The 25325-nt window shown below is 52.2% G+C and carries 25 protein-coding genes; 21 read left to right on the forward strand and 4 right to left on the reverse strand.

Translation table 11 applies throughout. The features are described from left to right. Positions 1-2: 2 nt before the first annotated feature. The 7 genes from C1714_RS09345 (at position 3) to C1714_RS09375 (ending at position 6528) form a co-directional block, all read left to right on the forward strand. Positions 3-710: an RsmE family RNA methyltransferase gene (locus tag C1714_RS09345; protein WP_102342913.1), complete on the forward strand. Its 708-nt coding sequence runs from the start codon at positions 3-5 to the stop codon at positions 708-710. Beyond that, entirely contained in the window at positions 707-1987 is a 1281-nt protein-coding gene (gene mtaB / locus C1714_RS09350; protein ID WP_102342914.1) for a tRNA (N(6)-L-threonylcarbamoyladenosine(37)-C(2))-methylthiotransferase MtaB, read from the forward strand. The genes C1714_RS09345 and mtaB overlap by 4 nt, the downstream gene beginning before the upstream one ends. After that, a complete protein-coding gene (locus C1714_RS09355; RefSeq protein ID WP_102342915.1) occupies positions 1974-3437 on the forward strand; it encodes a UDP-N-acetylmuramoyl-L-alanyl-D-glutamate--2,6-diaminopimelate ligase in 1464 nt (487 codons plus the stop codon). Before mtaB ends, C1714_RS09355 begins: the two co-directional genes overlap by 14 nt. Beyond that, on the forward strand, positions 3434-4072 hold the full coding sequence (gene deoC / locus C1714_RS09360; protein ID WP_102342916.1) for a deoxyribose-phosphate aldolase: 639 nt from the start codon (positions 3434-3436) through the stop codon (positions 4070-4072). The genes C1714_RS09355 and deoC overlap by 4 nt, the downstream gene beginning before the upstream one ends. 51 nt (positions 4073-4123) lie before the next feature. Then, a complete protein-coding gene (locus tag C1714_RS14275; protein ID WP_210115289.1) occupies positions 4124-5218 on the forward strand; it encodes a L,D-transpeptidase in 1095 nt (364 codons plus the stop codon). Positions 5219-5268: 50 nt separating this feature from the next. Beyond that, a complete protein-coding gene (rpsU, locus tag C1714_RS09370) occupies positions 5269-5457 on the forward strand; it encodes a 30S ribosomal protein S21 (protein WP_102342917.1) in 189 nt (62 codons plus the stop codon). A 117-nt stretch (positions 5458-5574) separates the two neighbouring features. Beyond that, a complete protein-coding gene (locus C1714_RS09375; protein WP_102343203.1) occupies positions 5575-6528 on the forward strand; it encodes a PhoH family protein in 954 nt (317 codons plus the stop codon). A 98-nt stretch (positions 6529-6626) separates the two neighbouring features. On the opposite strand, the gene fucO is transcribed toward C1714_RS09375, so the two are convergent. Together fucO and C1714_RS09385 are read right to left on the reverse strand one after the other, a co-directional pair. Continuing rightward, positions 6627-7772, reverse strand: a complete 1146-nt coding sequence (fucO, locus tag C1714_RS09380; protein ID WP_102342918.1) for a lactaldehyde reductase — start codon at positions 7770-7772, stop codon at positions 6627-6629. A gap of 109 nt (positions 7773-7881) precedes the next feature. Next, positions 7882-8439: a TetR/AcrR family transcriptional regulator C-terminal domain-containing protein gene (locus C1714_RS09385; RefSeq protein ID WP_102342919.1), complete on the reverse strand. Its 558-nt coding sequence runs from the start codon at positions 8437-8439 to the stop codon at positions 7882-7884. Positions 8440-8707: 268 nt separating this feature from the next. Here C1714_RS09385 and C1714_RS09390 point away from each other — a divergent pair, with 268 nt between their 5' ends. Further along, entirely contained in the window at positions 8708-10183 is a 1476-nt protein-coding gene (locus C1714_RS09390) for an ISL3 family transposase (protein WP_102341451.1), read from the forward strand. A gap of 266 nt (positions 10184-10449) precedes the next feature. Here the strand turns inward: C1714_RS09390 and C1714_RS09395 are convergent, their stop codons facing one another. Next, positions 10450-12156, reverse strand: coding sequence for a Na/Pi cotransporter family protein (locus C1714_RS09395; protein WP_102342920.1), 1707 nt, complete (start codon positions 12154-12156; stop codon positions 10450-10452). A gap of 126 nt (positions 12157-12282) precedes the next feature. Between C1714_RS09395 and ybeY the strand changes: the two genes are divergently transcribed. The 9 genes from ybeY (at position 12283) to C1714_RS09440 (ending at position 20642) form a co-directional block, all read left to right on the forward strand. Continuing rightward, complete coding sequence (gene ybeY, locus C1714_RS09400) at positions 12283-12738, forward strand: rRNA maturation RNase YbeY (RefSeq protein ID WP_102342921.1); 456 nt, start codon at positions 12283-12285, stop codon at positions 12736-12738. Then, the gene (locus C1714_RS09405) at positions 12735-13079 is read left to right on the forward strand and encodes a diacylglycerol kinase family protein (RefSeq protein WP_102342922.1); all 345 of its coding nucleotides are present in this window, start codon (positions 12735-12737) and stop codon (positions 13077-13079) included. The genes ybeY and C1714_RS09405 overlap by 4 nt, the downstream gene beginning before the upstream one ends. Before the next feature lie 31 nt (positions 13080-13110). After that, entirely contained in the window at positions 13111-13512 is a 402-nt protein-coding gene (gene cdd / locus C1714_RS09410; RefSeq protein ID WP_102342923.1) for a cytidine deaminase, read from the forward strand. Continuing rightward, positions 13509-14399 (forward strand): GTPase Era, encoded by an 891-nt coding sequence (gene era / locus C1714_RS09415; RefSeq protein WP_102342924.1) that lies wholly within the window; start codon positions 13509-13511, stop codon positions 14397-14399. The genes cdd and era overlap by 4 nt, the downstream gene beginning before the upstream one ends. Further along, positions 14399-15142: a DNA repair protein RecO gene (gene recO, locus C1714_RS09420; protein ID WP_102342925.1), complete on the forward strand. Its 744-nt coding sequence runs from the start codon at positions 14399-14401 to the stop codon at positions 15140-15142. The genes era and recO overlap by 1 nt, the downstream gene beginning before the upstream one ends. Positions 15143-15343: 201 nt before the next feature. Beyond that, positions 15344-16720 (forward strand): glycine--tRNA ligase, encoded by a 1377-nt coding sequence (locus C1714_RS09425; protein ID WP_102342926.1) that lies wholly within the window; start codon positions 15344-15346, stop codon positions 16718-16720. Positions 16721-16738: 18 nt separating this feature from the next. Continuing rightward, complete coding sequence (gene dnaG, locus C1714_RS09430; protein WP_102342927.1) at positions 16739-18505, forward strand: DNA primase; 1767 nt, start codon at positions 16739-16741, stop codon at positions 18503-18505. Further along, a complete protein-coding gene (gene rpoD, locus C1714_RS09435) occupies positions 18477-19976 on the forward strand; it encodes an RNA polymerase sigma factor RpoD (RefSeq protein WP_245305092.1) in 1500 nt (499 codons plus the stop codon). The genes dnaG and rpoD overlap by 29 nt, the downstream gene beginning before the upstream one ends. A gap of 3 nt (positions 19977-19979) precedes the next feature. Continuing rightward, positions 19980-20642, forward strand: coding sequence for a class I SAM-dependent methyltransferase (locus tag C1714_RS09440; protein WP_102342928.1), 663 nt, complete (start codon positions 19980-19982; stop codon positions 20640-20642). A gap of 24 nt (positions 20643-20666) precedes the next feature. Here C1714_RS09440 and rpsT read toward each other — a convergent pair whose 3' ends face one another. Further along, positions 20667-20933 carry a 30S ribosomal protein S20 gene (gene rpsT, locus C1714_RS09445; RefSeq protein WP_102342929.1) on the reverse strand — a complete coding sequence of 89 codons (267 nt, stop codon included), beginning with the start codon at positions 20931-20933 and terminating at the stop codon, positions 20667-20669. A gap of 121 nt (positions 20934-21054) precedes the next feature. Between rpsT and fmt the strand changes: the two genes are divergently transcribed. The 4 genes from fmt to rpsO all read left to right on the forward strand — a co-directional run bounded on the left by fmt (position 21055) and on the right by rpsO (position 25313). Next, a complete protein-coding gene (gene fmt / locus C1714_RS09450; protein ID WP_102342930.1) occupies positions 21055-21996 on the forward strand; it encodes a methionyl-tRNA formyltransferase in 942 nt (313 codons plus the stop codon). A 13-nt stretch (positions 21997-22009) separates the two neighbouring features. Further along, positions 22010-23821 carry a translation elongation factor 4 gene (gene lepA, locus C1714_RS09455; RefSeq protein ID WP_102343205.1) on the forward strand — a complete coding sequence of 604 codons (1812 nt, stop codon included), beginning with the start codon at positions 22010-22012 and terminating at the stop codon, positions 23819-23821. Then, positions 23818-24939 carry a radical SAM family heme chaperone HemW gene (gene hemW / locus C1714_RS09460; RefSeq protein ID WP_102342931.1) on the forward strand — a complete coding sequence of 374 codons (1122 nt, stop codon included), beginning with the start codon at positions 23818-23820 and terminating at the stop codon, positions 24937-24939. The genes lepA and hemW overlap by 4 nt, the downstream gene beginning before the upstream one ends. A gap of 107 nt (positions 24940-25046) precedes the next feature. Then, positions 25047-25313, forward strand: a complete 267-nt coding sequence (gene rpsO, locus C1714_RS09465) for a 30S ribosomal protein S15 (RefSeq protein WP_102342932.1) — start codon at positions 25047-25049, stop codon at positions 25311-25313. Positions 25314-25325: the final 12 nt, after the last annotated feature.

Below are 25325 nucleotides of genomic sequence, written 5' to 3' on the forward strand. Positions count from 1 at the left end.
TCATGCAGCAGTTTTTCTGTGAAGAGCCGCTGACCATCGGAAGCATCTATACCTTTACCATGGCTCAGGCCCACCATGCCCGTGATGTCCTTAAGCTGCACCATGAAACGGTGCGGCTTGTTTATCATGGCGATGCCTACTTTGCGGATGCCTATGTTAACGGCAGCAGCTTCGAGGCAAAGGTTCTGGAGGCCGATCCAAGGGAGCGTGAGCTGCCGGTGGATGTTACGCTTGCCATGGCATTGATCCGGCGCGAAAAGTTTGAGCTTGTTCTGCAGAAGGCGGCGGAGCTTGGTGTGAACCGGATCGTTCCCTTTGAAAGCAGCCGCTGCGTCGTTCATGCAAAAAAGGAAAAGACGGACCGCTGGCAAGCAATACTTCAGGAAGCCAGCGAGCAGTGCAAGCGCAACCGGATTCCGGATATCGCAATGCCGGTTTCTTTTTCACAGCTGGATTTCAGTGCCTTCGACTGTGTCATGATTCCCTATGAAAAGGAAGCCGGAGCCGGCAAAGGCATTCTTTCAACAGTTCACGGCAGAAAGATTGTGGTGATCATCGGGCCGGAAGGCGGTTTTTCGGAAACTGAGGTACAACAGGTAATGGACAAAGGCGCCGTACCGGTCAGTCTCGGGCCGCGGATTCTTCGCGCCGAGACGGCAGCGATGTATTGTCTCAGTGCGATCGGAGCCTGGAGTGAAGAGCGTTCATGAAAACATTTCTGATTCATAATCTTGGCTGCAAGGTGAATCACTATGAAGCGCAGGCAGTTGCCGGCATGCTGGAACAAAGAGGCTGGCAGCGGGCAGAAGAGGGGCAGTGCTGCAGCGCTGTCATCATTTTTACCTGCGCCGTCACCAATACGGCGGCCCAGAAAAGCAGGCAGATGATGCACCGGCTGAAGCGTCTGTATCCGGATGCGGCGCTGGTCATGGTCGGCTGCTATGTGCAGGTTGCGCCAGATGCGTTAAGTGACGCGGACATTCTTGTCGGCAGCGCTGCGAAGGATCAGATCCCGGATCTTCTGGAACAGTGGCTGAGCAGTCATGAAAAGGAAACGGCAGTAGCGGATGCCGAACAAATACACACCTTTACGGATCTTCCGCTGGATGTCTTTGAGGATACGACGCGTGCCTTTCTGAAGGTGCAGGATGGATGCAATCAGTTCTGCACCTATTGCATCATTCCCTATGCCCGCGGAAGGCAGCGTTCGCTGGATCCGGATATCGCCGTTGATCGGGCCAGGCAGCTCAGTGTACACCATCATGAACTTGTTCTGGCCGGCATTCATACGGGCCGGTACGGACAGGAGTACGGCGTGAGTCTTGCCGATCTGATTGAACGGCTGTTGAATGAGACGTCGTTTCAGCGCATCCGCATTTCTTCGATTGAGATCTCTGAGATCGACGATCATTTGATTTCACTTTTATCCAGTCCAAGAGTGGCACGCCATCTGCACATCCCGCTGCAGTCCGGCAGCGATGGGGTGCTTGCACGAATGGGGCGTCCTTATACGGCCGAAGATTATCATGCTAAAATTAGTCTGCTGCATCAGGAAGTACCTGATCTTGCGATTTCGACGGATCTGATGGTTGGATTTCCTGAGGAAAGTGAACAGGAGTTTCAGGAGTCACGTGACTTTGTGAAGCGCTGCGGGTTCAGCTTCCTTCATGTCTTCCCTTATTCCCTGCGTCAGGGGACACGGGCTGCTTCGATGAAGCAGGTGGCAGAAGCGGTTAAGAAAGAACGAGCGGAGACGATGCTCGCGCTTTCAGAAGAAATGTATGACGCTTATAAGCGCAGCTGGATCGGAAGAGACGCAGATGTTCTGATGGAAAAGGATCACGGAAGCTATACACCGGGACATGCGTCGCAGTACTTTGAGGTTCGGGTTCCCGGAAGAATTGCGAGGGGATCGATGCACCGTGTGAGGATTCAGCGGTTCGAGGATCATGTTCTGTTTGGAGAAATAGACGATGAAGCTGAGTGAATTGTTTGAAAATGTTCCGGATATTGAGATCAAGAGTCTGATGGCTGATTCCCGCAAGAAGCGGCCGGATTCCATTTTCTTCTGCGAAAAAGGCATGATGTTTGACGGCCATCGCTTTGTGGATCAGGCCATTGCCAACGGTGCAAAGGTCATTGTTCATTCGGAGACAATTGAAAACAAGAATCCGGATGTGATCTATATCAAGGTCAAGGATGTCAATGCGGTATTCAACCAGGTGGCGGATGCGTTCTACGGTCATCCGAGCCACAAGATGAAGATGTTCGGGGTTACCGGCACCAATGGCAAGAGTTCGATTGCCTGCATCATCCGCGACATCATGAACCCCTATGCGCCGACCGGCTATATCGGAACGATTTCGATTGAATACGGGCAGGTGAAGCTGCCGCCGCTGCTGACGACGCCGGATATCGATGATCTGCACGGCATTCTGCATGAAATGGTGGAAGCCGGAATCCAGTGCTGTGCTCTGGAGGCCAGCTCCATCGGCATTGATCAGGGCCGCATTGATTCGATTGACTTTGACTACGGCATCTTTACGAATCTGACTCATGATCATCTGGACTATCACGGGACGATGGAAAACTATTTCCAGGCCAAGAAGAAGTTCTTCGATCATCTGAAGCCTTCGGCGGTAGCCATCACCAATGTGGATGATCCGGTTGGAATGCGGATTGTGCAGGACTGCAAGTGCCGGGTCGTGACGTATGGCATTGATCACGATGCGGACTATCAGGTTGTAAAGTACCAGCTGCTCAAGGATAAGACTCTGTTTGTACTTCAGGTTGGCGGAATGGAGTATGAGATGGAAACCAACCTCGTAGCGCTGTTCAACATCTACAACGTCGTAGCCGCGATCGCAGCTTTGCATGAGAGCGGGCTGGCGATGGAACAGATCATGCCGGGTCTCAAGCATATCCGGCAGATTGAGGGACGAATGGAACGGATTGAGTGCGGTCAGCCGTTCAATGTGCTGGTGGATTTTGCCCATACGCCGGACGGCATTGAGCAGGTGTGCCACTTTGCGACGGCCATTACGCCGAAGGACCGCCGGATCATTGCGATCACCGGCAGCGCCGGCAAGCGTGATACGGCGAAGCGTCCGATCTTCGGTCAGCTGCTGGACCGCTATGCGGACATGATCATTTTGACGGAAGATGATCCCCGCAATGAGAAGGCGGTTGATATTGCGCAGCAGATCGCTTCGGGAATTCATACGAAGCCATATGTGATCATTGAGGATCGTTACGACGCGATCCGTTCGGCGGTGGAAATTGCCTCGGAAGGGGATACAATCATTATTATGGGAAAGGGAGATGAAAAGTTCATCTACCGCGAATACGGCCGTGAGCCGTATGAGGGAGATGACGCCATTGCCCGTGAAGTGATTCAGAAATACTGGATGAATAATGGGGAAGGAGAAGATTCATGAAACTGTCCAAGTATATCGATCATACGCTTTTGAAGCCGGAAACCGGAAAGGATGCCGTTCAGAAAATCGTCGACGAGGCAAAGAAATACGACTTTGCCAGCGTGATGGTAAATCCGTGCTGGATTCCCTTTGTGAAGCCGCAGCTTGCCGGGACAACCGTCAAGGCAGCGTGCGTGATCGGCTTTCCGCTGGGCGCCAATACGACAGCGACGAAGGTTTTCGAAACGAAGGATGCCATTGCCAACGGTGCCGATGAAGTGGATATGGTTTTGAACATTGGCCGTCTGAAGGATGGAGATGATGCTTATGTTACCTCCGAGATCAAGGCGGTCAAGGAAGCGGCTGGCGACCATGTTCTGAAGGTCATTATTGAAACCTGCCTGCTGACGGATGAAGAAAAGGTGCGGGCATGCAGAGATGCGGCAGCGGCCGGAGCTGACTTTGTCAAGACAAGCACCGGTTTCTCGACCGGCGGAGCTACGGTGGCCGATGTGAAGCTGATGAAGGAAGCCGTCGCCGGTACACCTGTCAAGGTGAAGGCATCGGGCGGCGTGCGTACGAAGGAAGAGCTGAAGGAAATGATTGACGCCGGTGCTGAGCGTATTGGAACCAGCCATGGTGTTGATCTGATGTAATCGTGTGGTCCGGCGGCTGCCGGGCCTTTTGCATGTGATCGGGGGAAGGGGATGCGTAGACTCAGAAAGAAAGCCAAATATGTGCTGACGGCCATGGGAGCGGCTGCGGCGCTTGCCATCGTGATGGGCGTTGATCATTCGGCTGTGAAGAATCAGCTGAAAAAGGAAGCGGCAGCGAGCAGTGTACAGGTCGAATACGGGGAAGCGATCGGTGATCTGAAGAGCCTTTTCAGTGACACTGCGGGTCTTGTGTCGGTCAGCGGCAATATTGATACGATGACGGTTGGCAGCTACCCGGTGGAGCTGACGCTGAAGCGCAGGGATCACTTTGGCTTGTCTTCCACAGTTCAGAGTGAGGCTGATGTGAGCGTCGTCGATACGTCGGATCCTTTGATTGAGCTGGCGCAGTCGGAGGTCGTTGTTCTGCCCGATGAGGATGATTCCACCATTGCGGAACACGTTCTTTCGGTAACAGATCCAATCGACGGTGCGCTGGAGAAGTCAGACACCCTGGCTCCCGGCACCTGGACCATCGATACGCAAAACGATTCCTCACAGGCGATCGTTGAGGCAATGGATCGCAACGGGAATGTGAAAACCGAGACGTTTCCTGTGAAGCGCATCGAAGTTCCGGATGTGGCTGTTCCGTATTCGATCCGGATCAATCGGGCCGCCAATACGGTGACGGTATATCTGATGGATGAGAATCAGGAATATTCGATTCCCATTAAAGCCATGGTATGTTCGACGGGGACGGCGACGCCGCTGGGCAGTTATTCGATTACAGAGAAGTACCGGTGGCGGTCGCTGTTCGGTGGTGTGTACGGGCAGTATGCGTGCCGTATTGTCGGGAATATCCTGTTTCATTCGGTTCCTTATTTTTCACCGGATCCCGGAAATCTGGAATATCTGGAGTACAACAAGCTCGGTACCAAGGCATCCATGGGCTGTATCCGGCTGTGCGTGGAAGATGAGAAGTGGATCTATGACAATTGTCCGATCGGTACGCCGGTGGAGCTTTACGATGATGAAGAGAATCCGGGGCCGCTGGGCAAGCCGACGCCGGTTACGATTGATGTCAATGATGAGCGGCGAGGCTGGGATCCGACGGATCCGGATGAAAACAATCCGTGGCATCTTGATTGATGAAAATGATTTTGATAGAATAGCTTGGCTTTGAGGGGAGGTGATCAGGGATGACAAGAATCGTTCTTCATGAAAATGAGAGTCTTGATGATGCGATGCGCCGTTTCAAGCGTTCCGTATCCCGCGCCGGTACCCTTGCTGAGGTGCGGAAGCGGGAGTTCTACGTTAAGCCGGGTGTGAAGCGCCGGCTGAAGTCGGAAGAAGCCCGTAAGAACGCGCGTAAGAACCGCAAGCACTGAAAATCCGGACTGCGCTGATGCGCAGTCTCTTTTTTTCGGCACGATGCGTTAGAATAAACGTATTAGTGGAAAGGGGATCATTCCTTGGAAGAGACAAAATCCATTCGCCTGGAGTCCATGACTTCGTCGCAGGCGATGAGCCTGGTCGGTACCTCCGACAGCAATCTTGAAACTCTGTGCGACTGTTTCGGAAAGGAAATTTCGTTCCGGGATAATACATTTACAATCAGGGACTGCAGCGATGCGGTATACGAGCAGATTCACGATGTTCTTCTGGCGTTGTATGAGATTGCTCGAAAGAATCAGCCGGTGTCCCGGCAGGATGTGATCTATGCCTGCCGTTTGGTGACAAAGAACGAAAAGGTGAGTTTCAATGAGTTCGGCAATGAAATCATTGGCCGCACCCTGACGGGACGTGCCATTGCGCCTAAGACGAAGGGGCAGTATGCCTTTGTGAAGGCGATGGACTCCCACAGCATTACCTTTGCGATCGGACCGGCCGGTACCGGAAAGACGTTCCTGGCGGTGATCAAGGCGGTAACGGCACTGAAAAAAGGCGATGTGAAACGGATTGTTCTGACGCGGCCGGCGGTAGAGGCAGGTGAATCTCTCGGTTTTCTGCCGGGAGACATGAAGGAGAAGGTGGATCCCTATCTGACGCCGCTCTATGATGCGCTGCATGATATGCTCGGCGTGGAGAAGACGGAGAATCTGATTGAGCGCGGTGTGATTGAGATTGCGCCGCTTGCCTATATGCGCGGACGGACGTTGGATGATTCGTTTGTAATTCTCGATGAGGCACAGAATACGACGCCGGCGCAGATGAAGATGTTTCTGACCCGGCTTGGCTTTAATTCGCGGATGGTCATTACGGGCGACATTACGCAGATCGATCTCGATTCCCGTACGCCAAGCGGCCTGATCCAGGCGGCCGGCATTCTCAAGGGCATCGATGATATTGCCATTCTGGAGCTGACAAGTGACGATGTGGTCCGTCATCCTCTGGTGCAGAAGATCATTGAGCGCTACAGTGAAGAGGCGGAAAAGAATACACAGAACCGCAGGGGCTGAGCAATCAGCTCCTTTTTTCTTTTTCTCTATCTTTCATATTAGAAAAGCGCTGCCGGAACAACGGTCCGGCAGCGTGTGTTGCGATTGTATTATTTGGATTACATCAGCTGGCGGAACATGGCAATGACCTGTTCCTTGGTCGCTTCGCGGGGATTGCCCGGATAGCAGGCATCGTTCAGTGCATCTTCGGCGAGCTGATCGAGATCTTCTTCACGGATCTTTTCGTTCTTTTCGGGGATGCCGACATCTTTGGAGAGCTGCTTAACCGCGTTGATGGCGGCGTCGCGATACTCTTCCTGGCTCATTTCATCGACGCCCTTGACGCCCATGGCTCTTGCGATTTCACGATACTTTTCTCCCGTATATTCGCGGTTGAATTCCATTGTGATCGGCAGGAACATGGCGCAGGCGACACCGTGCGGCGTATCGTAATGGGCGCTGAGCGTATGAGCCATGGAATGATCAATGCCTAGGCCGACGTTGGAGAAGCCCATGCCGGCAATGTACTGGCCAAGTGCCATTCCTTCGCGGCCCTTCGGATCGTTGGCAACGGCGGCACGCAGATTTTCCGAAATCAGACGGATGGCTTCGAGGTGGAACATGTCGGTCATCTCCCAGGCGGCTTTTGTCGTATAGCCTTCAATTGCATGCGTCAAGGCGTCCATGCCGGTGGAAGCAGTCAGGCCTTTGGGCATCGAAGACATCATGTCCGGATCGACGACGGCAATGATTGGCATATCATGCGTATCGACGCAGACGAACTTGCGCTGCTTTTCAACATCGGTGATGACGTAGTTGATCGTTACTTCGGCAGCCGTTCCGGCGGTCGTAGGTACGGCGATGATCGGGACGCTCGGATTGTTGGTAGGTGCTACACCCTCCAGGGAACGTACGTCTGCGAATTCGGGGTTGGCAATGATGATGCCGATGGCCTTGGACGTATCCATGGAAGAGCCGCCGCCAATGGCAAGAATGTAGTCGGCGCCGGAGTCCTTGAATGCCTGTACACCATGCTGGACATTTTCGATGGTCGGATTCGGTTTGATATCGGAATAGATTTCATAGGGCAGGCCGGATTCGTCGAGAAGCTTTGTGACCTTTTCCGTGACATGGAACTTGATCAGATCCGGATCGGAGGCGATGAAAGCCTTGTGGAAGCCTCTGCTTTTGACTTCGGGTATGATCTCCTTGATGGCGCCGAAGCCATGATACGAAGTTCCGTTAAGTGAAATGCGATTAGCCATTTGATGATCTCCTTTTCGTGAATTACTTCACATCTGTTTAAAGACTATCAGATGGCAGAAACAAAAAGGTGTTACACAAGAGGACAACTGTAACACTTTCACAAGCAGATCAGTCAATGACGTGGAGACGTTCAAAGAGGGCGTAGAGTTTTGGCGGCATGGCATCGATCATGAGATTGGCAAGGTCATTGGGCGCAGTTTCCATTCCGGAAAGGATCCACTGGCCCGTCTTGTATATGCTTGCCTGACAGTACATTTCCAGCAGGTTCTGAATTTCCGGATCCGGATCGTGATGCGTTTTTTCGCGGATCAGATTGTCATAGAAGGCGGTGATCATCTCAAAGTCGTGCTGTTTCAGATTGTTTTGCGTATCGGTGCGGAAGGCATTGGTGAAGAAGATGCGTTCGCTGCGGATGTATTCGAATTTGCGGACCAGGCTTTCGTGAAGTGTCTTTCCGCTGCCCATTTCGGCAAAGGAAAGATTCAGCAGCTGATCAAAGTACTGATTGGCCAGGTCATACTTGTCGAGGTAGCTGCGATAGAAGGTCTGCCTTGATACGCCGGCGGCTTCGACGATTTCACGTACGGTGATGTCTTCGAGCTGCTTGCGGCGCATGCATTCCTTGAGACCTTCGATAAGGAGCTGTTTGGTTTCAGAGCTTTTCATTTCTTCTATATCGTAACAGAAAAGGCAGCCGCAGAAGGATTCCTACAGCTGCCGGTTCAGGGAGGGTCTCCAAAATCCTTGGGGGAGTGAAGTTTGGGGGACCACTTTGGGGGACCTCCTGAATTCAACTTTGGGGGACCGGGATTCATTTGAATTTTATTGACATATTTCAAGAATAAAAGGAAAGAGTGACCAGCGGGGATATACCTTGCCAGCCACTCTTTTTCGCTCCTATCATGGTGATTGCTGAGTCAACGACGAAGGAGCGATGATTAACAAAGAAAGTATAACAAGGATTTTGAGACTTGGTGATGATTCTGCAGACGTCACCGATGTTCAGATAAGCAGCGACACTATTGAGGTCACTCTGCAGAAGAAAGATCAGGTGATGTTCTGCCCTGAATGCGGATGCCGGATGGAATCTAAAGGTATTCGTGTGCGAAAGGTAAACCACCCTGTCATGCAGGACGGCTATAAGCTGATTCTGCACGTCAAAGAACGCAAGTGGCACTGCCGAAACTGTAATTTCTATACGCACGACCGATTCAATTTTCTGGAGGACTACAAGCAGAACACCTCGCTGGTCCCGATCATGATCGTAAATGAGATGAAAGACCTGCATGTCACGGCCAGGCAGGTTGCTGTACGCTTCAATGTATCAGATACCTATGTTATGACAACATTTATGCAGTACGTGAATATGCCCCGCCTGAAATTCACGGAGGCGATCTGTGTGGATGAGGTTCACATGGTATATGACCGTAGAGATCTGTACAGCCTGGTAATCATGGATTTCAAGAGCGGTCAGGTGATTGATATGCTGCCAAACAGCTATGAGAGCACTTCACAGGAATACTTCCTCAATATCCCGAGGGAAGAGCGTGCAGGCGTCAAGTATCTGATCTGCGATATGTACAAGCCATATATCAATTACGTGCAGAGATACTTCTACAATGCCATTGCGATCGTTGATAGTTTTCATGTGATTCAGCTGATCATCAACCGGATCAGGCAGTATATTCGCATGGTCATGAAGAAATATCAGGAGCTCGACAGAAAGGAACTGAAAGAAAAGAATTACAGAAATAACGCAAGCCATAAGACGATGCGTGAATCACGCGAGGTCACTTATCTGAGACGTTATGACTACTTCCTTCTGAAAAATCATGATGACATCGACTTCACGGCTGGCTGGCGTACTTCAAAACGCGGAAATGAATATTACTTTGATCCCTACGTTTATGAGAAGAATTTCTTGGGACTGGACAAGAACTTTTCGAAGATTCGTGACCTCAAAGAATTGTATGTCCAATTCAATAAGAGACACGTCAACGATCCCGAAGGAGCTTCGGAAGATCTGAATAAGATCATTGATACTTATCAGAACAGTGATCTCTCCATGTTCAGGGAGATTGCTGTCACTCTGAAGACGTATCATGACAACATCGTCAACTCTTTTACCTACATCTCCGGAGCTGACAGAAAGAACTCTAACGAGATGATGACACGACTGTCCAACGGCCCCATGGAGGGATTTAACGTCCTGCCAAAGGATCTCAAAAGACAATCCAGAGGCGTCAGTAATTTCGAATACACCCGCAACAGAATCCTTTGGGCAACACGTGAGCAGAAACCAATGCTTGCGATACCTCGCAGCCGCGAAGACGTTCATACTTCTACCGGAAAGAAGCGCGGCCCATACAGTAAACAAAGCGGCAAGCAGGATACCTCATTAGATAAATAATACGGAGGAAAGTCGTTGACGCAGCACTCCTGCCAGATCGATGACAGAGGATCATCTCTTCTGTCATACTGCCCCACAAGAAAATCCGGAAGCCAAAGGTCACATCACTGTGAACCCGGCAGCTTCCGGACCTTTTTCATTTCAGAGTCATTTCAGGGCCTCTCCCCCAAAGTCTCCCCCAAACTCAACACGCTTTCTCCCCCAAAGTCTCCCCCAAGGTTTTGGGCTTCTCCCCCAACCTTTTTGGAGAGCCTTCAGGGATTGTGTCAGTTCCGTCTGGCATCGTCCTGGGAACTTTGTATTGTTTCCTGATTATGCTTGAGCTTATCGGGATCATTGGCTGCGGAGAGAGCCGAGGTCGCGATATTGACGCAATGGTCACCCATACGTTCCAGCGTCGCCAGAATATCCGTGAAGACGGAACCGGCGACGGCACTGTTGCATTCGCCTTTTTCCATGCGTACAAAATGGGCGTTGCGGGCCGATACTTCCAGGGCATCCATCTTCGCCTCCATCACCATCAGGGCAGGGAAGAGGCTGTCATCACGGCTCTGATGAATCTTCCATGCCTGATCCAGCATTTCGGAAAGATAGTCATACATGGAATTGATGTCCTTCATGGCATTTGCAGAGAAGCTGCCGTTATCTTCATTGACCATGAGGTAGAACTCTTCCAGGTTCATGGCAAGGTCGCCGATTCTTTCCAGGTTCTTCACCGTTTCCAGGTTGATCCGGATATCTTCCTTGTCGGAAGGTGGAATCGACGCTCGCATCGAGACGCTGATCAGAAAGTCGGTGATGCGCTTGTCGCAGTTGTTGATGAGGGATTCTTCCTGATCCAGCATCTGCTTATCGTCGGCGGTTCCTTTGGAATTGAAGAACTGCCGCGTTTCCTTGATGTCTTCATGGACGATCTTAACCATCTGTTCCATCGCTTTTTCAGCTTCGAAGATAGCGGCTGCCGGCAGCTGCAGAGCAAGTGATGCATCGAGACTGTTGATGTCGATCTGCGGACGCTGCGGTTCTTCGCCCGGAATAATCCGGCAGATAAGAGCGACAAACTGCTTCAGGAACGGGAACAGAATCAGGGCTGCCGCCGAATTGAAGGTGATGTTGGTAAACGCGATTTCCATCATCGGCGAAAGGGAGAAGTGATTCGTCATCGCCACAATCAATGCCGTATAGGGCTTTCTGAGCAGCATTCCTCCGATGCAGGCGAAGATATTGAATACCGTATGCATGCACGCGGTCCGTCTTGCGCTGAGCGATCCGCCCATGGCGGCAAGAATGCCGGTGATTGTCGTACCGATGTTTGCACCGAAGATGAAGGGCAGCGCTGCTGACAGGGTAATGGCGCCGGCATCAAACAGCTTCTGAATGACGCCGATCGTCGCTGCAGAAGACTGTACGATCATCGTCATGACGATGCCGGTTCCAAGGCTCAGAGCAGGGCTGTTGCTCATTTTAAGAGCGAAGGCGCTGAACTCCGGCAAATCCTTGAGTGCCGTCAGGCTGTCGCCCATGGCACTCAGGCCATAGAAGATCAGGCCGAAGCCGAGCAGCACATTGCCCATATACTGTATTTTTCGCTTCTTGGAGAAACATATGAGCATACAGCCGGCAAAGACGATGTAGAGACTTGCCTTACCAATGTTGAGAGAGATCAGAAGAGCCGTAAAGGTGGAGCCGATGTTGGCGCCGAGAATAATGCCGGCCGCCTGTGAGAGCGTCATGAGCCCGGCCCGTACAAGACCAATGGTAATTGCCGTGGATGCGGATGATGACTGCATCAGGACGGTAATGACAAATCCTATTAGCATCGCGCTCCATGGTTTGGAAGTGTAGCGGTCAATATACGTGCGCATGCGGTCGCCCGCCACGGATTTGAGACCGCTTCCCATGAACTCAATGCCGAACATGAAAAGGCCGAACCCGCCAAGAATCATGTCCCATTGAATGGATGACAGCTCCATTAATTTCCCCCGAACGTAAAGATCATGTAAAACTGTTTTCATTTTAGCGTATCCGCTGACATGGTCAATAAGGGATTCGAGAGTTCAGGTGCTATACTGAAAGGCAGACAGGAGCACGCAAAGCCCATGGAAATAACGCTGATCAACCGGACCAATCAGCCCGTTGAAATGTACCGGAAGGATTTTGAAAAGATCGCTGCCAATGCTAAAAAAAAGCTTCATCTGGCTCCGACCTGCACCATTTCTGTCACCTTTGTGCGTTCGCGTACGATTCACGTGATCAACCGTGACTATCGGGGAATCGACAGGCCGACGGACGTGATCAGCTTTGCGGCGCGCGATTATTCCTTTGCCAATGAACTGGAAGAAGAGGAGGAGGATCTGGGGGATCTTTTCATCAATATCGACTATGCCAGACGTCAGGCCGCTCTGTACGGTCACAGCGTGGAGCGTGAAATCTGCTTTCTTTTTACCCATGGTCTGCTGCACTGCTGCGGGTATGATCATATGAAGCCGGAAGATGAAAAGGTGATGTTTGCGCTGCAGGACGAGATTCTTGATCCGGTGATGCCGCGGAAATGAAGGGCCTGAAGAAAAAATTTCTGCCGGCGTTTGCTGGTCTTGCAGACGGGTTCAGAGACAGCGGCATCCGTGTGCAGTACATTCTGGCTCTGTGTGCAGTGATGGCAGGATTTGTTCTGAAGCTTTCTGCTGGGGAATGGATTGCGGTCATTGTGTGCATCGGAATGGTGGTCGCATCCGAGATGCTCAATACATGCATCGAAAAGCTGTGCGACCTGTATACGATGGAAGAAGATGCGCGGATCAAAATGATCAAGGATCTGGCGGCAGGAGCGGTGCTGGTGGCGGGAGTTGCGTCACTTGCCTGTGCCATCATCATTCTGATCAGGCATATTTCATAAAAATAAAGAAATTGAAAGGAGCGGAAAAAAGATGAAAAAGGAAGAACTGATTGCCGAGGCCTGGAAGGCACAGAAAAACAGCTATGCGCCGTATTCGAAATACCATGTCGGAGCGGCGATTGAAACAGCGGACGGAAAAGTGTTCTGGGGTGCCAATATTGAAAATGCCTCTTTCGGGGCGACGAGCTGTGCCGAGCGCAATGCAGTGTTTGCGGCGTATTCCAACGGCTATCGCAAGAAGGATCTGGTGGCGCTGGCGATTGTCAGCGATGGTCCGCGGATTGCGGCACCGTGCGGCATCTGCCGGCAGGTGTTTGCGGAGCTGACCGATGAACATATGCCGATCTATCTGACCAACGGCAGGGAAGAAGTGGATACGGATATTGAGGCGCTTCTGCCGATGCAGTTTCTGGAAGAGGATGTGCTTCGATGAGGAGCGGATTTGTTGCGCTGGCGGGACGTCCCAATGCCGGTAAAAGTACGCTGATCAATGCTCTGGTGAAACAGAAGATCGCCATCGTATCCGAAAAGGCACAGACGACGCGCAGTGAGATCCGCGGCATTGTCAACCGTCCGGATGCGCAGATCGTCTTCACCGATACGCCGGGCGTACATAAAAGTACGAACCGTCTTGAGGAGCGGATGTTCCAGGAGACGGGCAATGTCCTTGCCGGAACCGATCTGATCTATCTTGTGGTTGACGGGACGAAATCGTTCGGGCGCGGGGATGAGTTTGTGCTGCGCATGGTTCAGAATGCCGGTGTTCCGGTGTTTCTGATTTTCAATAAGATCGACCGGATGACGAAGGAAGAGGTTCTGGAAAACCTGCTGAGCTGGCAGAAACGGTTCCGGTTTGCGGAATTCTTCCCGATCTCGGCTCTGGAAGGAAATGATTTCAGAGAATTGATTGATACGACGATCAGCTATCTGCCGGAGGGTGAGGCTCTCTATCCGGCGGATGAGATTACGGATTCTTCGGAAGACTTCCAGATTGCGGAAATCGTTCGGGAGAAGATCCTTTACTGTGCGCAGCAGGAAGTGCCGCATGCCAGCGGTGTTCTTGTGGAGCGCAGAGAAACGGAAGAGGACGGCGTCGAGCATATCGATGCGCTGGTGCTGGTGGAAAAGGATGGCCAGAAGGGCATCCTGATCGGCAAGCACGGTGCAATGCTCGGCCGGATTACGCAGGAAGCGCAGCGTGATATTGAGAAGCTTCTCGGGCACAAGGTTCATCTCACGCTTTTTATCCGGGTTGAAAATGAGTGGCGCAACAAGGACCGCGCGATTGAGACCTTCGGATACGGAAATATTGACGATTGATGAATGATCGGGTTACGGGACTGATTCTGAATCAGACGGATTATCGGGAAAACGGGGCGCTTGTGACGGTGCTTACGCGGCAGTACGGACGGATCACGCTGAGTGCGCGCGGCATCCGCAAGCTGACAAGCAAAAATGCGGCGTCTCTTTTTCCGTATACGAAGGGTGAATTTCTGTTTGACTATAAGCCGGGCAGGACGATCTTTGCGCTGCGTACCGCGGAAACAAAACAGTTCTATTCGCATATTCATACCGATCTGAAGGCACAGTGTACGGCGGCTGTGATCGCAGAAATCGCTGATAATCTGAGCAGTGAGCAGGCCGTCGGCGTGAATCCGGAAACAATCTATGATCTTTGTGAACAGGCATTTACCCTGGTAGATCAGGATGAGCGCAGCGATCTGGTGCTTGCTGTCTATATGGCGCGGAGTCTGGATCTTTTCGGCATCGGTCCGCAGGTGGATGGCTGTGCAATTGACGGAGATGTGCATGTGCAGTCAATCTCGGCGGCAGCAGGCGGCTTTCTCTGTCCTGCCTGTACGTTGAAGGAGCATGCGCTGGTCCGTACGCCGCAAGAGCTTCGCCAGTTCCGACTGGTGAACAAGGCGCAGCTGGAGCATCTTGAAATTCTCAAGCCTCTGGTAGCAAAGGCGGACTGGATTAATGACATTCTGGAGTCCTTCTTCGAAATCCATGGCAGCATGTATCTGAAGTCATGGAACCTGTACCGTCAGGTGCGCTGATACCTTTGGGCAGGGTCTTCCTTCTACGGGTCATTTTTTTCACAGATTCCGGCGTGGAAAAAGCTTCTTTTTCTTCGGCATGTGGAGCCTGTTTCATCGCTGAAACCCTTTGTTGTAGAGGCCGCGTGGCGTTGAAGGGGCTTTGGCGTGGTGGTATACTGCATACGGCTTAATATATATTCGGGGGTTATCAGTTTCGATATGGAAAAGACGTTCGATAAAATTGTTTCGCATGCAAAGAATACCGGTTTTGTTTTCCCGGGGTCTGAAATATACGGCGGCCTGAGCAATGCCTGGGACTTTGGTCCTTACGGTGTTCTTTTGAAGGATAACATCAAGCGGGCATGGCAGAAGAAGTTCATTCAGGAAGATCCGAACAATGTGGAGCTGCAGGCGGCGATTCTGATGAATCCGCGTGTCTGGGAGGCTTCGGGTCATCTGAAGGGATTCTCGGATCCGATGATGGACTGCCGCAAATGCCATACGCGTCATCGGGCGGATCAGCTGATTGAGAACTGGTCGCAGGGCAAAGTGTCCTGTGAAGGATGGACCAATGAGCAGATGGAGCAGTTCATCAAGGACAACAACATTCCGTGCCCCGACTGCGGTGGACACGATTTTACGCCGATCCGTCAGTTCAACCTGATGTTCAAGACGTTCCAGGGAACGCTGGAAGATGCCAAGAGCACGGTTTATCTGCGTCCGGAAACGGCCCAGGGCATGTTCGTAGATTTCCGCAGCATTCAGCGTGCGTACCGCAAGAAGCTGCCGTTTGGCGTCGGTCAGATCGGCAAGAGCTTCCGCAATGAGATTACGCCGGGCAACTTCATTTTCCGTACCCGTGAGTTTGAGCAGATGGAAATGGAGTTCTTCTGCAAGCCGGGTGAGGATGATAAGTGGTTCCCGTACTGGCGGCAGTTCTGCATGAACTGGATTCTGTCGCTTGGCGGCAAGAAGGAGAATCTGCGCTTCCGTGATCATTCGAAGGAAGAGCTTTCCTTCTATTCCAAGGCTACGACAGATATTGAATATGCATTCCCGTGGGGCTGGGGTGAGCTCTGGGGTATCGCTGATCGTACCGACTACGATCTGACAAATCATATGAAGGCTTCCGGTGAAGATCTGCGCTATCTCGATCCGCAGACCAATGAGAAGTATCTGCCGTATGTCGTGGAGCCGGCGGTCGGTGTAGAACGCCTGTTCCTGATGTTCTTTACGGATGCCTATGATGAGGAACAGCTTGAGAACGGAGATACGCGTATCGTAATGCATTTCCATCCGGTCATTGCACCGGTGAAGTGTGCTGTTCTGCCGTTGCGCAAGAAGGTACACGGTGATAAGGCAATGGAGATCCGCCAGTCGCTGAGCTTTGACTTTGCGACGGAATATGATGATTCCGGTTCGATCGGCAAGCGCTACCGCCGTCAGGATGAGATCGGTACTCCGTATTGCGTGACAGTTGATGATCAGACGCTGGAAGACGGCACGGTGACGCTGCGTGATCGTGACACGATGGAACAGAAGCGTCTGTCGGTGGAAGATCTGCGCTCCTATATCCTTGCTCAGATCCGGTTCTAATAAAGAAAGGATTTAACTTTGCGAATTCCTGAGGAAGAAGTGGATGCTGTACGGCAGAAAGCGGATATCGTTCAGGTCGTCAGCAAATATCTGAAGGTGCAGCGCTCCGGCAATGATTATCGGGCGCTGTGCCCGTTTCATGATGATCATTCTCCTTCAATGCATATTTCCCCCTCCCGGCAGATATTCAAGTGTTTTGTCTGTGGGGCCGGTGGAAATGTTTTTACATTTGTGCAGCGCTATGAGAACGTTTCGTTTCCGGAAGCGGTACAGGAGGTGGCGTCCATTGTCGGCGTCCCGCTGTCGGTCCACGGTGATGAACGGCAGATTGATCCGCACAAAGAAACGCTCTACAAGATTCTGAAGGAAACGATCCGCTACAGCATGTTTCAGATCAATACCCCTGAGGCAAAGGCGGAAAAGGAATATCTAGACGGCCGCGGTCTGGACAGTGAGGTCCGCAAGACATTTGAGATCGGCTACAATCCGCCGGGCTCTCATCTCTATGAATTTCTCAAGGCCAAAGGCTATAAGGAAGAGGATATGGCCGCATGCAATGTCGTTCGTCCGGGAAGCTTCGGGATGAGCGATGTTTTTGCTGGGCGGATTACATTTCCAATCCATGATGCCTATGGCAACCCGATCGGCTTCTCCGCCCGTACAATCGACAAGAACAATCCGAGCAAATATATCAATACCAATGATACGGAGCTCTTCCATAAGAGTGATCTTGTCTATAACGCACACCGCGCCAAGGCGGCTGCCCGCAAGCAGGGAAAGCTGTATATCTGTGAAGGCGTGACGGATGTCATTGCCATGGCAAGAGCCGGCGTTGAAAATGCGGTTTGCACCCTGGGCACTTCGTGCACCGAGCATCAGATCGGACTGATGAAAAATCTGTGTCCGACCCTTGTGTTCTGTTACGATGGAGATGATGCAGGCCAGGCTGCAACCTGGCGGGCTGCTCATATGGCTTTGGCTGCCGGGGCGGATGTTCACGTGATCCGCAATATAACCAAACTGGATCCGGATGAAATCATCCGCCAGCGGGGCGCCGAAGCGCTTCAGGATCTGTTAAAGCAGGAGATCGTGTGGCCGGAATTCATGCTCGCGTATCTTTCGCGCAGCGTCAATTTTGCAAATTATCTCGAGAAAAAGGAATATGCGGCAAAGGCGCAGAAAGAGATTGCGGCTCTGAGTGATCCCGTGGACCGGGAACATTTTGCCAAGGTCCTTGAAGATCAGACGGGCTTCACGATTCAGGTGAATGCGGACAAGGATGCTTCGAACCGTTCGCTTCCTGCACGGCACGAAGCATATGCCAGTGCCCGTACACCGGATGGGACGGTGCAGGCAGAGGAACAGATTCTTGCGATGATGCTTGCCTCGCGGCAGGCTGCGCAGCACTATACGGAGGCTGGCGGATTTCTGATGGATCCGCTGCACAGCGAGGTAGCGAATCTGATCGTCGACGCCTACCGGTCCTGGAATGAAGTGACGCCGGCCCGTCTGATTGATGCGGCACGTCTGCAGGAACAGAAGGATCTGATCTCGGGCCTTGCGGAAAGCTGGGCGTATCAGGAGCCCTATGATCCTAAGAAAATGGAAGGGGCGCTGCGTCAGATCAAGGCCGCTTCCCAGAAGAAGACGACAGAGCGCCTCCGCCGACAGCTGAATCAGCCGATGGATGCTGAGACGGCGGCGGAAGTGATGAAGAAATATCAGGACAGTCTGAAAGCACTGAGGAGGTACTACGATGAGGAAAACAGCGATGGCTCCCTCTGAAGAGGAAGCCGGGGCAGTTTATGGGACGGCGAAGGATTATCTTCGTGCCCGCCGTTTCTCAATGCAGGTCAAGAAATACGAAAATCAGCTGGAACATGAGGAAAACGCTTCTTTTGCGCGGTTTCTGAAGGCAAAGAAAGAGATGTTTCAGGAAGCCGCTCCTGTTTCAGAAGAAAAGGAAATTGCTGTCGCCGAAACAGCCGTCATTGATCCTTACTGCTATGAGGGAAAGAAAAAGATCCTGAAGACCTTCGATGAGCTGAAAGAAGATTTCAAGACTGTCTATGAACAGAACGGTGTTCTTTATCAGCGTGATATCGTCAATGCCCTGGAACACATTGATATGGATGATGAATCCATGGACCGGCTGTGGGACTGGTTCAACGAACAGGGGATGAACGTGCTTGAAGATGAGGACCTCGGCCTGGATGACGGGGATGAAGAGGCTGCGATTCTCGATGAAGATCTTTCTGACGCGGATGAAGATGCGCAGGAGATGGATGAAGCGGACAGCGACGAAGCGGATGAGGATGATGCCGATGATGAAGAGGATGATTCTTCTTCGGCGGTAGAAGAGACACCTGCCTATATGCGCCGCCTGATTTCTGCGGCTTACAATTCCCGCGGCGGAGCCGTTACTCTTGGTGATCCGGTCAAGATGTACCTGAAGGAAATCGGCCGCATTCCTCTTTTGAAGCCGGAGGATGAGCCGGGCATTGCCAAGCGCATCGAAGAAGGTGATGAGGCGGCGAGGGATCTCTTGATTTCGTCGAACCTGCGTCTTGTCGTATCGATTGCCAAGAAGTATGTCGGACGGGGCATGCTGTTTCTGGATCTGATCCAGGAGGGCAACCTCGGTCTGGTCAAGGCGGTGGAGAAGTTTGACTATCGCAAGGGATTCAAGTTCTCGACCTATGCGACCTGGTGGATCCGTCAGGCCATCACGCGTGCCATTGCCGATCAGGCCCGTACCATCCGCATTCCGGTGCATATGGTGGAAACCATCAATAAGATGTCACGCATTCAGCGCAATCTGTCGCAGGAGCTTGGACGTGATCCTTCGCCGGCGGAGATCGCTGCCAAAATGGACGGCATGACAGCGGAACGGGTGCGGGAAATTCAGAAGATTGCCATGGAGCCGGTGTCACTTGAGACACCGATCGGCGAAGAGGATGATTCGCACCTCGGTGATTTCATTGAGGACAAGGATGCCGTTTCGCCCAACGAATATGCCAGCAACCAGCAGCTGAAGGATGAGATCAACTATGTACTCTCCGGCCTGACGGAACGTGAAGAAAAGGTGCTGCGGCTGCGTTTTGGCCTCTATGACGGCAAGACGCGGACGCTGGAGGAAGTCGGCAGAGAGTTCAATGTGACCCGTGAGCGGATCCGTCAGATCGAAGCGAAGGCGCTGCGGAAGCTGAAGCACCCGACGCGCTCGAAGCGGTTGAAGGAGTATTTCGGAAAGTGATCTATGAATCAGCGTATTCTTGAAATTGCAGAAATGGTTGATCGGGGTGCAGTGCTGGCGGACATCGGCACGGACCATGGTCAGCTGTGCATCGTTCTGGCTGAGAAGCGCTGGATCAAAAAGGCCTATGCGTGTGATGTTGCGCATGGGCCTTTATGTGCAGCCCAGAAGAACATTCAGTCTGCCGGCGTTGAAGACCGTGTGAAGACAATTCTGTCGGATGGCTTTGATCAGGTTCCGATGGATGCGGACTGTGCCGTAATTGCGGGCATGGGCTGCCGCACGATTGCCGGGATTCTTGAACGTGCTCATGAGCGGCTGGATTCCTTTTCGAAGATCATTCTGGAAGCCAATGATGATCCGATCGCCATGCGTCAGTGGCTGAGTGATCAGAAGATGTCAATTATTGATGAAACGTTTCTTTTTGATAAAGGCAAGCCGTATACGGTCATTGCCATGACAACGCAGAAAAGGGAAGCGTACAGCCCTGAGGACATTGTGCTGGGGCCGGTATTGAAGCAGAAGGCGGAGCATGACTGGCTGCTGTACTGTGGGCAGAGACAGGAAAAGCTGAGTGCGCTTCTGGCACTAAAAAAAGAAGGCCCCGAACGCGAGCGGCTCGAGGAAGAACTCCGGTATTATCAGAAACTAAAAGAAAAGGCGTGATCACTCACGCCGCAATCGCAGAACTTATTCAGAAATGCTGTTGACCGCCTTAGCCAGACGAGACTTCTGACGGGCTGCATAATTGCCCTTCTTCAGATGGCTGCTGACCGCCTTGTCAAGAACCGAATTCGCCTGATCAAACGCCTTCTTAGCACCTTCAGCATCCTTGGCTTCTACAGCAGCAAGAACGTTCTTGATGGCGCCCTTGACTTCTGTCTTCTGTCCCTGGTTTGCGGCCTGGCGCTTCGCATTTGTAATTGCACGCTTCTTCTGAGACTTAATGTTTGCCATGCTGCACCTCCTTTTCCTGTCAAACATGAGGATTATAGCAAAGGCACTTTCAAATTGCAACGAAACTGGCATGGAATCCCGCCTTTCGTGTATGATGGATTCTGGTTTCAGGAGGCTTTCAATGAATAAAGATATTCGTGTTGTTTTTATCGGCACAACTGACTTTTCGGTTGTTGTTTTAAATACCCTGGTTACGGAAGGCTGGAATGTCGTCGGCGCCGTATCGCAGCCCGACCGTCCCGTCGGCCGCAAGCAGATCATTCAGCCGACGCCGGTTCATCAGTATTGCATCGATCACGGTATTACATGCATTGAACCGCTGAAGCTGCGCAAAGAGAGTCAGAGCGTTCTTGATCTTCAGCCGGATCTGATCGTTACCTGTGCCTATGGCCAGATCGTGCCGGATGATATTCTTGCCGCCCCGGAATACGGCTGCCTCAATATTCATCCTTCGCTGTTACCGCGCTATCGCGGCGGAGCTCCGATGCATCGGGCCGTTTGGGCCGCTGACAAGGAAACGGGCGTCTGTCTGATGCGGATGGTAAAGGCCATGGATGCCGGTGATGTCTATGCATGCGTCCATGTAACGATCGGTCCCGACGAAACAACGAGCGAGCTGGAAGAAAAGCTCAAGGAAACCTCGGCAGAGATCATCCGTGATTATCTTCCTTCCTATGTTGAAGGAAAGCTGCCCGGTGTTCCCCAGAGTGAAGAGGGAATGGTGCTGGCACCGAACATTTCTCCTGAAGAAGAGCAGGTACACTTTCAGAGTGAAGATGTCCACGCGGCCTACAACCATATACGGGCATTAATTTCCTGGCCGCTTCCCTATGGAATGATCAACGGCCACCGCATCCGCTTCTACAGGGCACGGATGAGTGAAACACCGACCGATGCACTGGCTGGCACCGTGCTGGATTTCAGCGGCGGGTCCATGAACATTGCCGTCACGGGCGGCGTGATCCATATCTATGAGCTGCAGATGGAGGGCAAGAAGCAGATGGATGCCAGGTCCTTTGCCAATGGCGCCGGCCGTGCCCTGGTCGCGCAGCGGTTTGAGTGAGGGATGCAGAATGATTGATCAGAAGCACATTCGCAATTTCTGCATCATTGCCCATATTGATCACGGCAAATCGACACTGGCCGACCGCATTCTGGAAATGACTGATACGGTGCAGGCCCGTGACATGAAGGCACAGCTGCTGGATGATATGGACCTGGAGCGAGAGAGAGGAATCACGATCCGGCTCAACGCGGTTCAGCTGTCCTACCATGCCAAAAACGGGGAGGAGTATCTCTTCAATCTGATCGATACCCCGGGGCATGTGGACTTTTCCTATGAAGTATCACGCTCCCTTGCGGCCTGCGAAGGGGCAATTCTGGTTGTTGATGCGACCCAGGGCGTTCAGGCGCAGACGCTGGCCAATACGTATCTGGCTTTGGATAATGATCTGGAAATTCTTCCGGTCATTAACAAGTGCGATATGAACAACGCACGTCCGGAGCACGTCAAGAAGGAGATTGAAAACATCATCGGCCTCGACTGTTCCGATGCCCCGGAGATTTCCGCCCGCACCGGAAAGAATGTTGATCAGGTGCTGGAACAGATCGTTGCCAAGATTCCGGCGCCGACCGGAGATCCGGATGCGCCGCTGCAGGCGCTGGTCTTTGACAGCTACTATGACGCCTACCGTGGTGTCATTGTTCTGGTGCGGATCCGGCAGGGACATATTTCCGTCGGTGATCAGATCCGCTTCATGGCTACGGGTGCCGAGTTTCAGGTCCTTGAAGCGGGAATCCGCAATCCGAAGGAAGTACCGGTGCAGACACTTGGCTGCGGGGATGTTGGATGGATTGCAGCGTCGATCAAGGATATTCATGATGTCCGCTCGGGCGATACGATTACTTCCGTCGCCAATCCGGCTGCCAAACCTCTTGCCGGATACAAGAAGCTGAATCCGATGGTGTTCTGCGGTTTGTATCCGACGGATGCCGCCAAATATCAGGATCTTCATGATGCTCTCGACAAACTGCAGCTCAACGATGCCAGCCTGCAGTACGAACCCGAAACATCCCAGGCGCTTGGCTTCGGCTTCCGCGTCGGCTGCCTTGGCCTTCTTCATATGGATGTTGTTCAGGAGCGGCTGGAGAGGGATTATGACCTCGATCTGATCGCTACGGCACCTTCCGTTGTCTATCATGTCTATCTGACGGACGGTACCTGCGTCGAAATTGACAACCCGGCAAAAATGCCGGACAGTGCGCGGATCAGCCGTGTCGAGGAACCGTATGTCAAGGCAGACATCATGGTCCCGGATACCTATATCGGACCGGTCATGGATCTTTGCAAGAGTAAGCGCGGCACCTTTGTGACGATGGAAGTCATCGATGAGGGACGCGATCAGATTACCTTCAATATGCCGCTGTCGGAGATCATCTTCGACTTCTTTGACCGTCTCAAGTCCTGCACCCGCGGTTATGCGTCGCTGGAATATGAGATCACCGGCTATCAGGCGGAAGATCTCGTCAAGATGGATATTCTTCTCAACGGCCAGCCGGTCGATGCCCTGTCGGTCATCATTCACCGCGATGAAGCCTACAAGCGCGGCTCCGCAATCACGTCCAAACTCAAGGACATCATTCCCCGTCAGCAGTTTGAAATACCGATTCAGGCTGCGATCGGCGGAAAGATCATTGCCCGTACCAACATCAAGGCGGTGCGGAAGAACGTCCTTGCCAAGTGTTATGGCGGCGATATTTCCCGAAAGAAGAAACTGCTTGAGAAGCAGAAGGCCGGCAAGAAGCGGATGAAAGCCGTCGGACAGGTGGAAATTCCGCAGGAAGCGTTCTTTGCGCTTGCCCGCATCGATGAAGACGAAAAACAATGAAACCGCAGTACCTGTATGTCCATGTACCGTTCTGCCGCTCCATCTGTTTTTACTGTGACTTCTGTCATGTCGGCTATAACAAGACAATGGCTGAGCGCTGGCTGCTTGCCCTGCAGAGGGAGCTGCAGTTTTATCCACCGTCTGATCACCTGAAAACGATCTACATCGGCGGCGGAACGCCAACGGCTCTGAGCAGTGTTCAGCTCACGAAGCTGTTAGAGATGCTTGCCCCTTATGGCAGACACGTTCAGGAATATACGATGGAAGCCAATCCGGAATCACTGGATGATGAAAAGGCAGAGATCCTGTCCCGTTTCGGCATCAACCGCGTTTCGCTCGGCTATCAGACCGATGATCCGGCACAGCTTTCTTTCATGAACAGGCATGCGGATCCGGATACGGTGTGCCGCTCTATGGAATGTCTGCGTTGGCACGGAATCAAAAACATCTCGCTCGATCTTATGTACAGTCTGCCGGGGCAGACCCTGATTCAGCTTCAGCATGAGGTTGAGACGGCTCTGGCCATGAATCCGGAACATCTGTCGCTTTACAGTCTGACGATTGCTGAGGGAACGGTCTTTGCGTCCAGAAATGTTTCTCCCTGTGATCCCGATACGGAGGCCGACATGTATGAATGGATCTGCCGCCGGCTGGAAGAGGCAGGCTATCAGCAGTACGAGCTGTCGAACTTTGCCAGAAAGGGGTGGCAGTCGCTTCATAATCTTGCCTACTGGCATTATGAAGATTTCCAGGGGCTTGGAGCGGGTGCTTCCGGGAAAAACGGATCGTTCCGCTATGATCATTCGAAGAATCTCAGCCAGTACATGGCCTCGCCCGCTTCACGGTTTCTGATACCTCTGACCAGGGAAGATCTGATGTTTGAAAACATCATGATGAATCTGCGGCTGAAGGAGGGGATGAACAGGAAGGAGTTCCTTGATCGCTATGGCATCAGCGTCGATGAAGCCTATCCGTCCTCCCTGCGCTTATTAAAGCAGAGCGGACTGATCGAGGAGGATGATGAAATGATCCGGGCTACGGACCATGGCTATGAGATTCTCAACGATGTCCTGGAAGTATTCCTTGATGAGGCGGAAGAACGGAAAAAACTGCATTGAATCCCGTATTGTTTGGTGATATTCTTAATAGGCTTTCGATCTGGGCAGGGCGCATCTCCGGCGCATGCGCGGAACGGAAGGACTGAAAAATAAAGGAGAAAATTAAAATGCTGGACAAGGAAACAAAAGCGAGAATCATGAAGGAATACGGCCGCAAGGAAGGCGACACGGGTTCCTGCGAAGTACAGGTAGCGATGCTGACGGAGCAGATCAACCGTCTCACGGCTCATCTGAAGGATCATCCGAAGGATTTTGCTTCCAACCGTGGTCTGATGATGATGGTCGGTCATCGTAAGAACCTTCTGACCTATCTTCGCCGTACGGATATCAACCGTTACCGTGATCTGGTCAAGAAGCTTGGCCTGAGAAAGTAATCTCGCTTCCAC

Origin of the sequence: Galactobacillus timonensis (assembly GCF_900240265.1) — a bacterium.
Classification (GTDB): Bacteria; Bacillota_I; Bacilli_A; order Erysipelotrichales; family Erysipelotrichaceae; genus Bulleidia; species Bulleidia timonensis.